This window comes from Myxococcus sp. CA005 (genome assembly GCF_006518205.1).
Classification (GTDB): domain Bacteria; phylum Myxococcota; class Myxococcia; order Myxococcales; family Myxococcaceae; genus Myxococcus; species Myxococcus xanthus.
In genome coordinates this window covers 87443-99541 of record NZ_SRLV01000011.1, presented here as the reverse complement: position 1 = coordinate 99541, position 12099 = coordinate 87443, and the positions used below count along the sequence as shown (strand labels likewise).

The window sequence follows — 12099 nt, the reverse complement described above, 5'->3', positions numbered from 1 at the left end:
CGGCGGCGCCGTCCTTCCCCATGAAGTCCGCCGTCGTCATCTGGCTGGGACAGGTCCTGTCACTGCTGGGCTCGGGGCTGACGAGCTTCGCGCTCGGCGTCTGGACGTACAAGACGACGGGCGACGTGACGCAGTACGCGCTGGTCATGCTCTCCGCGACGCTGCCCGCCATCCTGCTCGGGCCAGTGGCCGGTGCGCTCGTGGACCGATGGAACCGCCGCTGGGTGCTGGTGCTCAGCGACGCGGCCGCCGGCCTGTCGAGCCTCGTGCTGGCGCTGTTGCTGTTCAATGACTTGCTCCAACCCTGGCACGCCTACGTCACGACCGCCGTGGTGTCGACGGCCAGCGCGTTCCAGCAGCCGGCCTTCGGCGTGCTCGTCTCCACGGTGGTGCCGCCGCAACATCTGGGGCGGGCCAACGGATTGGTGCAGGTCGGGCTCGCGTTCTCCCAACTGGTGGCCCCCATGTTGAGCGCCACCCTGATGGAGCTCATCGAACTCAAGGGCATCCTGCTCATCGACGCGACGACGCTCGTGCTCGGCGCGCTGCCCCTGCTCCTGGCGCGAATCCCCCGGGAGCACCTCGTGTCGTCGTCTGGCGAGGAGCGGGTGCCGCTGCTCGAGGCGATTCGGGCTGGCGGTGCCTACCTGCGCGCCACCCCAGGACTCCTGGCGCTCATTGGCTTCCTCGCGGCCAGCAACTTCCTGACCGGCACGGTCGAGGTCCTCGTCACCCCGCTGGTCCTGTCCTTCGCGGACGTGCGCACCCTGGGCGCACTCACCACCGCGGGTGGCGTGGGCATGTTGGCGGGCAGCCTGGTCATCAGCGCCTGGGGCGGCCCCAAGCGACTGATGAATGGCTTGCTCGGGTTCCAGCTCACCTGTGGACTCGCGCTCATCTGCGTCGGGCTGGCCACCTCCGTTCCCGTGCTGGCCGGTGTCGCCTTCGCGTTCTTCTTCGGCCTCCCCATCATCAACGGCTCCAGCCAGACGCTCCTCCAGCGCATCGTGCCCCTGGCGCTCCGCGGCCGTGTCTTCGCTTTCACCAGCACCATCACCGGGGCCATGTTGCCGCTGGCGTACACGATCGCCGGGCCTCTGGCGGACCACGCCTTCGAACCCGCCATGGCCTCGGGAGGAAAGCTCGTCCCCCTGCTGGGTGCGTTCGTCGGCGAGGGCCCGGGCCGAGGCATCGCCTTGATGTTCCTCATCGCGGGCGTGCTGGCGGTCCTCATGACGCTGCTGGCCACGCTCTACCGCCCGCTGCGTGAGCTGGACGTGCCCCCTCAGGACGCGCCTTCCGCCGAACCCGCGGCGAGCCCCTGAACCCTCCCCTCTTCCCACGACTTCCCAAGGAGACCCGCCATGCCGAGTCCCAGCCGTTCCGTACAGACCCTGACCGACCTGCTGCGCTGGCGCGCCTCGAACCAGACCGAGGCCCGCGCATATACGTTCCTCCAGGATGGCGAAGGCCAGGAGACCACCTGGACCTATGGCGATTTGGATCGCCAGGCCCGCGCCATTGCCGCGGCGCTCCAGGAGCACAAGGGCGCTGGCGAGCGAGCGCTGCTGCTGTATCCACCGGGGCTCGACTACATCGCGGCGTTCTTCGGCAGCCTGTACGCGGGCGTGGCCGCGGTGCCAGCCTATCCTCCCGCGCAGCTCCAGGCCGTCACGCGCATCCTCTCCATCCTCCAGGATGCGAAGCCACGCTTCGCGCTCACCACGCACGAAATCCTGGAGAGCGTGAACGCACTGGCCGAGGCCTACCCCGTCCTGAAGGACATCCGCTGGATTGCGACGGACGCGCTGGAGGATGGGCTGGAGGATGGCTGGAAGCGCCCCGCCATCACCGGCGACACGCTGGCCTTCCTCCAGTACACGTCAGGCTCCACGTCGACGCCCAAGGGCGTGATGGTGCTGCACCGGAACCTGATGTCCAACGAGGAGATGATCCGGCAGGGCTTCAGCCACGACGACCCGCCGACGATATGCGGCTGGCTGCCGCTGTACCACGACATGGGACTCATCGGCACGGTGCTCCAGCCGATGTACCTGGGATCGCACTCCATCGTGATGTCCCCGTGGTCCTTCCTGCAGCGCCCCATCCGCTGGCTGAACACCATCACGAAGTACCGTGCGACGACGAGCGGCGGGCCCAACTTCGCCTACGCGCTCTGCACGCGAAAGGTGAAGCCGGAGAAGCTCGCTTCGCTAGACCTGAGTTCGTGGCGCGTCGCCTTCAATGGCGCGGAGCCCGTGCGGGCGGAGACGCTGGTGGAGTTCGCGGACACCTTCGCGCCCGCCGGCTTCCGCCGGGAGGCCTTCTATCCCTGCTATGGCCTCGCGGAGGCGACGCTCTTCGTGTCGGGAGGCATCACCTCCGAGTTGCCACGCCACCTCACCGTGGATTCGGCGGCGCTCGAGCAGAACCGCGCCGTGGCCGCCCAGCCGGGCCCGTCCGCGCGAACGCTCGTCAGCTCCGGGCGGAGCTGGGGTGACAGCCTCATCCGCATCGTGAATCCAGAGACGCTGGTGGCGTGCGCACCGGGCGAGGTGGGCGAAATCTGGACGGCCGGTCCCCACGTCACTCACGGCTACTGGGGACGCGAGGAGACGAACGCAGAGACCTTCCAGGCGCGCATCCAGGGCAGCGAGGAAGGTCCCTTCCTGCGTACCGGCGATTTGGGCTTCATGATTGACGGCGATCTGTATGTCACCGGCCGCATCAAGGACCTCATCATCGTCGACGGTCGGAACCACTACCCGCAGGACCTCGAGCTGACGGCCGAGAGCCAGCACCCGGCGCTGCGCCCTGGCTGCTCGGTGGCGTTCTCCGTCGACCACCCGGAGGGCGAGCGGCTGGTGGTGCTGGTGGAGGTCAGCGCCCGCTTCGCTCCATCCGAACAGGGTGATGGCGCCCAGTCCCTGAACGGGAGCGCGCTCCAGAAGACCATCCGGCAGGCCGTGGCCGCCGCGCACTCCGTGGACGTCCATGAGGTCGTCCTGCTCCAGCAGGGCGAGGTCCTCAAGACGTCCAGCGGCAAGGTCCAGCGGCGCGCCTGCCGGGCGAAGTACGTGGAGGGCAGCCTCCAGCGCTGGGCCGCGTAGTCCGTCCCGCGCGGCATGTTGAAGCAGGCCCTCGCTACCTGCGAGGTCCGAGCACGATGATCGCCATCCCCAGGATGGCGACGAGCGCGCCCACGAGGTCCCACGTCGTGGGTCGCTCCCCTTCCACGAGCCACAGCCAGACGAGCGCCACGGCGATGTACACCCCGCCGTAAGCCGCATAGGTGCGGGCCGCGCCTGTCGGATGCAGCGTGAGCAGCCATGCGAAGACGGCGAGGCTCCCCGCCGCGGGCACGAGGAGCAGGGGTGACTTCCCCTGACGGAGCCAGAGGTAGGGCAGATAGCAGCCCACCACCTCGGCCACCGCGGTGAGAACGAAGAGCCCGAAGGCGTACAGCAGATTCACGGTGAGGAACCTTTCGTGACGCGCGGGTCAGGCCTTCGCTGGCGCTGCCGTTCCGTGGAGGTTGCCGAGGTGTTGCCGCGTGTCCGAGTCCATGCGCCGAGCCTTCCACCAATCCCCCGCCCTTCCCAGTCCAGAACCTGGCCCTCTGGCATCGGCTCACCCGCGGACACTCCGGGAGCGAATCGGACTCGCGGGCCTGCTGGCGCCTTGTGTGCGCGCGGCGGCTGAGGCATCCGGAGGGAGGCGGGAAACAGCACCCGCGCCGCTCCCCCTGGACATCCCACCGGGTACCCGCGACATGACGCTCATCCCGCCGCCAGAGGTCCAGGACACAGCCCCTCGCAAGAAACGGTGGCCGCGCGCCGTCGCGTGGACCCTGGGCGCACTCGTGGTGCTGGAAGTCTCCATCAACGTGGCGCTCAACCTGGGCGCCGTCCAGGCCATCATGCGCCGGTCCACCAGCCGGACCGAGCTCGCCTGGAAGCGCGCGTGGTGGCTCTGGCCCTTCGGACAGCTCCACCTCCGCGACTTCACGCTGACCCAGCAGAATCAAAACCAGTGGTGGCAGGTGAACCTGGACGCGTTGGAGGCCAACGTGTCGCTGACCGCCCTGCTGAGCAAGCGCGTGGACGTGCAGCGCATCGACGGGCATGGCGCGCGCTTCCGGATTGAACCGTCATTCGGCATCGAGAAGGAACCACCACCGGGCCCGGACTACCGCCCGTGGGTCATCCAACTGGCCGACGTAACGGTCCACGAGGTTCGCGAGTTGGACTTCGGCCGGGTCCGCTTCGTGGGGAACCTGGACGTGCAAGGCTCGCTGGACATCAAGGGCCGGGAGCGCATCCACGTCGAGACGCCCTCGATTCGCGTGGTCTCCGGTGCCATGGAGTTCGACCGGAAACCTGTCACCCGGCTGGAGCGCCTGGAGGCCAAGGCACGGCTCGAAGTCCCCTTCACGGACGACCAGGGCTGGGACCTCTCACGGGCGCTCAGCGCACAGGTGACGGGCCAGATGGAGCTGCTCCCACTGGACTGGCTGAACGAGCACCTGGGGTCGAACAACGCCGTCTCCCTGAAAGGGGGCGAAGGCAAGGTGGACCTGGACCTCCGCATCAAAGACGGAGGGCTGGCCGATGACAGCCGCATTGACGTCCAGGGCCAGGAGTTGAACGTGCGGGCCGGTCCCATCCGAGCGCGTGCGCCCTGGGCACTCAAGGCCTCGCTGGCTTCGGAGAGCCAGGACGCGCGGAAAGGGACGGCAACGCTTTCCTTCGCGCCCGTGCGGGTGTCCGGTCCCGAAGGAACGGGAGCAGAGGTCCCTGAAATCACCCTCACCGTCCTCGCGCGTCGCAGCGCGGAGCAGTCGGATTGGGAGCTCGAGCCGGACCTCCGCGTGGCCAGGAGCCGGCCGTTGGACTTGAGGATGCTCAACCCCTGGCTGGCGCGGACGATGGAAATCGACTCCGGGTTCATGACGGTGCAGAGCCGGGAGCAGTCGAAGTTCGCGAAGGTCCAGGACTCGCTGCGGCTGAGCGTGGACTCCGACCTCGTCTCCGGACGCATGGGAAACATCAAGGTCCTGCTGCGCGCCGAGGCGGACGTGGATGCACGGAACCTGTCGTGGGACACGAAGTCCCTGGCCCTGACGGGGACGACGCTCCGGCTGACGAATGTGTCCACGAATGGCCCCGTGCCCATCCGCGCTTGGAGCGGCGTCTTCACCCTGCCCCAGGCCCGACTGTCCCTGTCTCCGACGGTGCTGTCGGCACACTTCGCCAGCAAGCTCACGGACACACAACCTGTCGCCGCGCTGCTCACGTCCGCGAAGAATCTGCCGCGCTTCCTGACGTCCCTGCTCAACATCCGGGACGTCACCGTGACGGGCCGGGTGCAGATTGACGAAGGCGGACTCCAACTGCGCGAGCTGAAGGCGGACGGTGACGGCTTCTCCCTGCAAGGACACCTGGACCTCGCAGGCGGAGAGCTGCAGGGCGCGCTCCTGGCGACCCTGGGCGCCCTCACCGGTGGAATCGAATTCAAACCCGGCGGACAGGACCTGCACCTGCTGAACGCGAAGCAGTGGTTCGCGAAACAGCCTGAGCCACCGTTCCGGTAGGAGCACTTCGAGCTGTCCCTGTCGCAGTTCGTCTTCCAAGACGGCCAGGATGCAGCGCGTGATGCCCAATCCCGCCACGCACATCTGGTGGAGGGTACGTTGATTGTTGCTGGAGCCCCCCGGCTGTGGCGACCGCACGCCACGCATGCCGCGCCTCAATCGACCCCAAAGTCACCTTGCATTTCCTGTGGGATCGAGGCGCCCTGTCAGGAAGAAAACCCATTTCCACGTCTGGCGAGCAGATCGCTCGGGACCGAGATCTGGCCCCGCGAAGGTTGGCCGTGTCGTTCCCGTTGCCCTCCGCCCGTCATGTGGTATAGAGCCGCCCCGAAGCGCGAAGGACCCGCCCCATTACCAAAGCTGTTGCACGGACAGCGGGCGAGCAGGTAGGAAGGCAGTGGAAGTTCCGCAGTAAAAGCCGTAGGTTGCATCCCACTTACGGCCAGGTAGCTCACCTGGTTAGAGCGGCGGTCTCATAATCCGCAGGTAGTCAGTTCAAGTCTGACCCTGGCCACACAGAAGCCCCTGGAATCGTTGAGATTCCAGGGGCTTTTCGTTTGCTGCGCCCTGCTCCGGACCTCAGGCGGCCCGCGCGCGCCACCACTGGCGCACCTGGCACTCCAGCGTGGAGCGCAGGGGCACCCAGGCCGCGGTCGACCAGTGCCACTGGGACAGCCGGCGGAACCACCAGTACGAGACCGAAATCGACACGTCCACGGACGACACGTAGTGCCACCAGTGGATGGGGATGAAGAGGATCTCCCCAGGGCCTAGGAGGACGTCCACCCCGCGCGCACGGCTCAGGCGCGGGAAGCGCTCCAGGTCCGGCTGCGCGACGTTGACCGGGCTGTATCCCCCCAGGCAGCGCCCGCTCGAACAGTTCTCATGCCACGGCGCGTAGAGGTTGGGCGTGTCCTCCGGCGCGAAGAGCGTCAACCGCTTGCGCCCCAGCACCTGCACCAGCAGGTTGTCGGAAGGGTCGCGATGCAGCGACGTGAAGGCGCCCGCCGGGCCGAACCAGAAGATGGGTGACAGCCGGAGCTTGCGGCGCACCCGCTCGGGGTAGGGCCGGTGATGGACCTGGTAGGCATCCAACGAGCCGACATCCCGATGCAGCTCGGGCAACTGCGCCATCACCGAAGCGAAGTTCAAATAGTACTTCGGGCTTTCCGACGACAGCAGTTCCACATACCGGGCCAGCGTCGTCTGGAGCACCTCCTTCTCCCCCCAGTGCAGCATCGGGTCCTGACTGCGCTGGACCTCCACCTGCACGGGCGTGTCTCCAAACCTGTCCGCGAAGAAGCGTGGCGTCCACCGGCCACAGGCGGGCCATGTGGATGCGATTCCCGTGAGGATGACGGGCCGGCCTTTCGAAACGAATTCCCGATAGAACTCCTCAGGAGTCGGATTGTCGATGCGCTCAATACCGTTGGAGGCATTCTGCATGGCAATGCGCCTATGAGATAAGAGAAGGTATTCACCAGACTCCCGGCTGGCGCCGCGCGCCCTGCCTGGCCTTGAAAGGACATACCATGAAGGCTGCTGACCCGAGGAGCGTGGGCTTCGCATCACTGGCAGCATTCTTATGCAATCACTGTGGAAAACGATTGGACGACGCTCCGCGGTTCCACTGCTTTGAATGCGCCATGGATTCGTGCGAAGCCTGCATCAAAAAGCAACCCGCCGGCCGTTGGCTCGAAAGCCATGGCCCCGGACACACGGTGGGCTGTTTCCAGCAGCCGCCCATGCCGGGAGGCGCCCGCCTCCAGGAAGAGGTGCGGCGCTTCATCGCGGACGTCCAACGGGACCACACCTACTCCGGGGTCAACACCTATCTGGGAAACACGGTGATGAAGACGCTGCTTCCCCTGCTACAGCGCGCGGCGACCGAGCAGGTCGCGCCTCCGGACGATCAGACCGTGCGCATGATGGAGATGTTCCATGCGCACCTGCGCCGCAGGGTCCAGGGCAGACTCGTGGACTACTTCGAACGCCCCCCCCTGCTCGGCCGGGACGTCCCCGACACCGTCTTCGCGCTGAGCCAGGGCGTCTCCGATTGCATGCGATGGCGAGGCATCCCCTTGTTCAAGACGGTGTACGACCTGGCGCTCTATCCACGCCTGCTGTCGGACCTGCGGCCGCGCACGATCTTCGAAAGCGGAAGCGCGAATGGCGGCGGCGCCCTCTGGCTGGCAGACCAGCTCACGGCGCTGGAACTCGACTGCCATATCCACACATATGACCTGGTGAAGCCAGACGTCTCTCATCCGCGGGTCAGCTTCATGCAGGGGGACAGCCACAAGATTCAGAAGGTCTTCACGCCGGAACTGCTGAGAGCAGCACCTCACCCCTGGCTTTTCATCGAAGACGCCCATGTCAACGTCGACGGAATCCTGACGTACCTCCACGAATACCTCCGGCCGGGCGACTACGTCATCGTGGAGGACCCCGAAAGCGGACGCGTGTCAGGCGAAGAGTCGCTCGTCGAAGACCAACTCGGCAGGTTTCTCTGGCACCACCGCGAGGCCTACCGGGTCGATACCTTCTACACCGATTTCTTCGGCTACAACGCAAGCTGCGCCATGGATGCCATTTTCAAGCGAGTCTGAACGCCACCCCGTTTGAAGGAGGGGCCCGCGGTGCCCCGCCAAGGCAGCGCGGCCCCGCCCGCCAGGATTCATCAACCCACCGGCATGGAGGCCGCCGTCGCCCCCTGGCGGCCCAGGATGCGCAGCAACTGCTTGCGCGCGAAGTGGTAGTTCACCCGGGCCGTGGTGCCCACCGAGGCGAGCGTCCACCACCAGAAGTTCAACGAAATGGACAGCTCCAGCGTCCGGACATGGTGCCACCAGCCCGCGGGGATGAACAGCAGCTCGCCAGGCTCGAGAATTGTCTCGTAGGGCTGCGCCTCCGCGAAGCGCGGAAACCTTCGTGCATCCGGCGCCTCGATGTCCACGGGGCTGAAGATGACGGTGGGCATGTCGAGCGCCGGGTAATACAGGTGGCGCGAATCCTGGGGCGAGTACAGCGTCCACTTCTTGCGCCCGGAGATCTGGGCATTGAAGTTCTCCTGCCGATCGAAATGCACCGCGGACACGGTCCCCGCGGGCCCGAGCCAGAAGCCGGGACGCAAGGTCAGCCGGTCTTGAAGCGCTCGAGGGTAATGCGGCGGGATGCCCCAGGTTTGCGGCGGTGATTCGAAGTCCCCGAGCAGTTCGGGGGCCGCATCGAAGATGTTGGCATACGTCACGTAGTACGCCCCTGGCGGATGTTCGCCAGACATCATCCGAGCAATGGTGTCTCCAAGCCGGGCCTCTTCGTAGTAGCGGTTGCGCAGGAACTCGAGGGGATCGTTCGACGGCACCGAGGCCCTGCTTCGCTCGACGACGACGCGGTGGTCTCCAAACCGTTGCTTGAAAGAGTCCGCGCTCCAACGCGTCACAGCCGGCCAGTGGCTGACCACTCCGGTGAGCACCACCGGGCGGCGCTTCTCCAGATAATGCTCACGGAAGAAGGCGGGCGTGGGACTGGAAATTCGCTCAATGGCAATGGGGTGCTTGGCGTTCATACCTCTCCCGACGGAAGCCGGACTCTAACAATCATTGTCACGACACCGCAGCCAATGTCCATCAGCGCCCCCGGAGCCGCGTTCCTCCAGCGCAAACATATTCCATTCCAGCGCGGCAGCCGTTTTACAACGCAAACGCATCCACCAACAGCGCTTGCATTGATAAGGAAAGCAGATAGTAATGCCTCCCAAGCACATAACCATTCGCGGCCGCTGCCCTCGAGGGCGCGCCGCGGTTCGCCTGGGGAGCGACGTGCCTTCAAACACCGCCTATATCGTTTCCCGCTCCGTCTTCATCCAGCTCGACGGAGCGGGCCAGCTCGTCGCGGCCAATTCGGTTTCCCGTTCCCCCTGCGTCCTCGAGGAAGACGACCTCGCGATCCTGCGAGCCTTCAGCCACGCACGAACGCAAGAAGCCGCGCTCCATACCGTGCGGCAGGAGCGGTCGCTCAGCCCGGAAGCCTTCGCACAAGCCGTCGAGCGGCTCAGGGGAAACAACATCCTCACCCCCGTGCGCGCCGACTACCGCGCCGAGGACAGCGGCTATGTGCCGGCGTCGACCGGCTTCGCGTCATTCGCGCTGCACCATTGGATGCTGAGGGATTCAGTACGGGTGATGGCGTACCGCTCCGCCATCCTGCCCCACGTCCGGGACAAGGTGGTCGCGGACCTCGGCTGTGGCACCGGCATCCTCTCGATGTTCGCCGCGCAGGGCGGCGCGCGCCATGTCTATGCATTGGAAGAGAGCGAGGTGGCCGCGCTCGCACGGATGATGTTCCGGGCCAATGGCATGGAGGACCGCGTCACGCTTTTGACTGGCAACAGCAAGGACATCCAGCTCCCCGAACCCGTGGATGTCATCGTCCACGAAATCCTGGGCATCGACCCCTTCTTCGAAAACGTCATCCCATACATCGATGACGCAAGGAGACGCTTCCTCCGCCCGGGCCAGGGCACCTTGATTCCTCACAAAATAGAAGTCTGTTGCGTTGGGGTGGAGCCGGAGTTCGTTCCCTCCATCGCCCACCGCGCCAGGTTGGAAGCGCGTGAGTTCTCCGGGATGTATGGCCTCGACTTCTCGCCCTACCTGCACGTGCTGGAACAGGCGGATGAAATCAATGACGACGCCACGTTCCCCCGCCGGGCCAATGACTTCCGCGTGGGCTTCTTCGAGCAAGCCATTCTTTCGGAGGAGTGCGTGGTGCGCACCATTGACCTGGCGGGTGACCTGGAGGCGCAGACGGCGGGCGAGACGCTGTCATCCCTGAAGATACGGGCCGGCGGGCGGCTGGGCTCACTCCTGATGTTCTTCAGGGCCCACCTGGACGACCGGTTGGTGCTGTCCACCTCTCCCTTCTCGCCCCGGACGCACTGGGGCTGGGCGGTGAGGGACCTGCCGCGGGCCCTCTCGGTGAACGCGGGTGACGAAATCACGCTCACCTCCAGCCTGCTCACCGTGGCGGGCCGCCAGAAACTGAAGGTCCTACCGAAGTAACCGACGCATCCACCAGGAGCCGTTCCGATGAGCCAGCTTCGCGACCTGAGCGCTGTCGATGCCCTGTATGCCTCCGGCTATTTCGGCCCCAAGGCCCACGAGGCGCCGGAGTTCTACTGGGCGTCGTTGATGGGCGCCCTGCTGCCTTACAAGGACGACGAGGGACGCCCCTTGGGAGAGGAGATGGCGCCCTCCCACGTCCAGGCCGGCGTGCCCATGGAGATGCGGGAATGTCCTTACGCGGGCAGCCGCCGCAAGCACGCCCATCCCATGAATGTCTCCTCGCTGCGCCAGTTCAATCAGCACTGGCCCGCGGTGGTGGGCGGGCTGGCCGTCCTTCGCAACGCGTACCTGAAACAGGCGCAGCGCCCGCTCGACGGCCCCATCACCATGGTCGACCTGTGGAAGTTCAGCCGGCTGGGGGTCGCCCTCTCCGCGTACCTGCTGCGGCGCGGGCAACTTCCGCTCCAGGACGGCCACCTGCCCGCGGTGACGGCCATCCTCTACCGCATGCTCCTGGGCATCAACCGCGTGGCCCACCTGCAGGTGTTGATCATCATCTCCGCGGGCCTGTACGACCAGATGGAGGCGCTCGACCCGGCGGTGCTCTACGAGTTCACCGACGCGAACGAGCTCTTCATCGGGATGAACTCGGTGTGCGCGGGGCCGCGCGGGCTCATCGAGGACTCCTTCCGGGTCCTCATCTCCGGCCAGCTCCCGCCCCAGGCCGACCCGGGCCCTGTCAGTGCGCTGGTGAGCCGCCCCTTCCTCGAGTACGGCAACCTGCTGATGGGGTTGGACGCGCAGAAGTACCTGTTCGGCGTCCGGGCCACCTCGCTCGCCCACGAGCTGTCCAGGCAGCTGTCCCAACCGCGCGCGGGAGAGCCGGGGCCGGGCGAGCTCGCCGCGGCGCTGGAGGCCTATCAGCGCAGGACGGAGGAGCAGGTCAGCTCGCTGGCCCGGGAAGTCGCCGCCGCGGAGCAGGAGGTCCGCGAGCGCACCGTCCGGGACCTGGAGCGCTTCCGGGCGGAGTTGGACCAGGAGCAGCACGCCATCTCCGGCCAGGGCCTGGGCGCGCAGACCCGCGAGCTCGAGGCCCTGACCTTCCCCGAGGACACCCCCGCGCGGGTGATGGCCCTGCTGGAGAAGGCCCGCCCCGCCGGCCCCGCGCTGCGTCCCTTCGCCGAGGCCCTGACGGAGTATCTGCGCCTCGAACGCGCCAACCTGGCCATCTTCGAGCGCCTGCAGGGGCGAATCGAACATGCGCTCGGCCGCGACGGAGCGACGCTTCAGTTGGGTAACACGGACGTAATGAAGGCCTTTGGTCCGAAGTTGCGCGACTTCGCCTCCGAGTTCTTCAGACTCGACATCCAGAGCGGCGCCCAGAGAACCGTGCTCCGCCACGGCGCCGACACGCTGGTGCTCTGACATCCGCGGTCCACC

At 66.5% G+C, this 12099-nt stretch carries 9 protein-coding genes and 1 tRNA gene; 7 read left to right on the top strand and 3 right to left on the bottom strand.

Features of this window, described 5'->3' with window-relative positions; translation table 11 throughout:
• The first annotated feature begins 20 nt into the window (after window positions 1–20).
• Together FMQ63_RS07225 and FMQ63_RS07220 are read left to right on the top strand one after the other, a co-directional pair.
• A complete protein-coding gene (locus FMQ63_RS07225; protein WP_228556373.1) occupies window positions 21–1325 on the top strand; it encodes an MFS transporter in 1305 nt (434 codons plus the stop codon).
• Window positions 1326–1364: 39 nt separating this feature from the next.
• Window positions 1365–3110, top strand: a complete 1746-nt coding sequence (locus tag FMQ63_RS07220) for a fatty acyl-AMP ligase (RefSeq protein ID WP_011554405.1) — start codon at window positions 1365–1367, stop codon at window positions 3108–3110.
• A 34-nt stretch (window positions 3111–3144) separates the two neighbouring features.
• Here FMQ63_RS07220 and FMQ63_RS07215 read toward each other — a convergent pair whose 3' ends face one another.
• Complete coding sequence (locus FMQ63_RS07215) at window positions 3145–3474, bottom strand: YnfA family protein (RefSeq protein WP_011554406.1); 330 nt, start codon at window positions 3472–3474, stop codon at window positions 3145–3147.
• A gap of 298 nt (window positions 3475–3772) precedes the next feature.
• Between FMQ63_RS07215 and FMQ63_RS07210 the strand changes: the two genes are divergently transcribed.
• Complete coding sequence (locus FMQ63_RS07210) at window positions 3773–5593, top strand: hypothetical protein (protein ID WP_225909335.1); 1821 nt, start codon at window positions 3773–3775, stop codon at window positions 5591–5593.
• Between the two features lie 440 nt (window positions 5594–6033).
• Window positions 6034–6107: transfer RNA gene (locus FMQ63_RS07205), tRNA-Ile, on the top strand.
• Window positions 6108–6172: 65 nt separating this feature from the next.
• Here the strand turns inward: FMQ63_RS07205 and FMQ63_RS07200 are convergent.
• Window positions 6173–7039 (bottom strand): cupin-like domain-containing protein, encoded by an 867-nt coding sequence (locus tag FMQ63_RS07200; RefSeq protein ID WP_011554408.1) that lies wholly within the window; start codon window positions 7037–7039, stop codon window positions 6173–6175.
• 299 nt (window positions 7040–7338) lie between these two features.
• Between FMQ63_RS07200 and FMQ63_RS07195 the strand changes: the two genes are divergently transcribed.
• A complete protein-coding gene (locus FMQ63_RS07195; protein ID WP_228556372.1) occupies window positions 7339–8202 on the top strand; it encodes a CmcI family methyltransferase in 864 nt (287 codons plus the stop codon).
• Window positions 8203–8273: 71 nt separating this feature from the next.
• Here FMQ63_RS07195 and FMQ63_RS07190 read toward each other — a convergent pair whose 3' ends face one another.
• Window positions 8274–9161: a cupin-like domain-containing protein gene (locus tag FMQ63_RS07190; RefSeq protein WP_011554410.1), complete on the bottom strand. Its 888-nt coding sequence runs from the start codon at window positions 9159–9161 to the stop codon at window positions 8274–8276.
• 253 nt (window positions 9162–9414) lie between these two features.
• On the opposite strand from FMQ63_RS07190, the gene FMQ63_RS07185 reads away from it, so the two are divergent.
• Both FMQ63_RS07185 and FMQ63_RS07180 read left to right on the top strand, forming a co-directional pair.
• Window positions 9415–10656 carry a 50S ribosomal protein L11 methyltransferase gene (locus FMQ63_RS07185; RefSeq protein ID WP_225909336.1) on the top strand — a complete coding sequence of 414 codons (1242 nt, stop codon included), beginning with the start codon at window positions 9415–9417 and terminating at the stop codon, window positions 10654–10656.
• A gap of 27 nt (window positions 10657–10683) precedes the next feature.
• Window positions 10684–12084 carry a hypothetical protein gene (locus FMQ63_RS07180; RefSeq protein ID WP_011554412.1) on the top strand — a complete coding sequence of 467 codons (1401 nt, stop codon included), beginning with the start codon at window positions 10684–10686 and terminating at the stop codon, window positions 12082–12084.
• Window positions 12085–12099 lie beyond the last annotated feature (15 nt).